General features: G+C 41.3%; 1 protein-coding gene. It reads right to left on the minus strand.

What is annotated here, in order from left to right:
- The coding region (locus PL9214_RS29495) for a putative Ig domain-containing protein (protein ID WP_186440517.1) at nucleotides 1–849 on the minus strand (849 nt) is incomplete at both ends.

An 849-nucleotide genomic window follows, 5' to 3' on the forward strand; every position in this document is an offset into this window, starting at 1 on the left:
CCCACTTGTGTTTGAGATAAGGCAAAAGTATTATTAGTTGCTCCACTAATATTAGTCCAGGTGACTCCATTATCTGCTGACTCTTGCCATTGATAATTAAACGTTCCTAAACCATCTGCATCCGCTAAGGTATTTGTTGCCGTTAAAATTTGGTTTTGTTCGGGTGTTCCTGTAATACTAATATTCCCTGTGGGTAAGTCATTAACGGCAGTAACATCAATAGTAATCGTATTAGCTGTCACACTATCAATAATGCCGTCATTAACGGTGAACTTGAAGTTGGCATAACTGCTACCGTTAGCATTAGCAAATGGGGTGAAGACTAAGCTGGGAATATCAACAGCAGTGATCACTTGGTTAGCTGTAACAGCAGTGCCCTTCAGTTGTAATGTCCCCACTGTGGGCAGTTGGGTGATTTTTATTGATGCTAGGGTATCTGTGGTGTCTACATCACTGAAACCGAAGTCGGTGACAGCAAAGGTGTAGTTGTTGTCTTCGTTAACGGTTAGGGTTTTGTTGGCGGCTGTGGGCGGAGTATTGGTATTATTAACCGTCAGTTGGAAACTGTTTTCAACTGTAGTATTACTACTATCTTTAGCTGTAACTTTGATAGTAAGATTACCGAGATCTGCATTAGTGGGTTTTCCGGTAAATGTTCCGGTTGTGGTGTTGAAAGTTAACCAACTGGGTAAGGTTGTACCATCCGCTAAGGTGGCGCTATAGGTTAAACTATCCCCTGCATCAATATCGCTAAAGTTATTAACAATATTGAGACTGAAATTGCTATCTGGATTGGCGGTCTGGGCGGTAATAGCTGTATTTAATACAGGGATATCATTAACGGCAGTA

The sequence above is a fragment of the Planktothrix tepida PCC 9214 genome, from assembly GCF_900009145.1.
Taxonomy (GTDB): Bacteria; Cyanobacteriota; Cyanobacteriia; order Cyanobacteriales; family Microcoleaceae; genus Planktothrix; species Planktothrix tepida.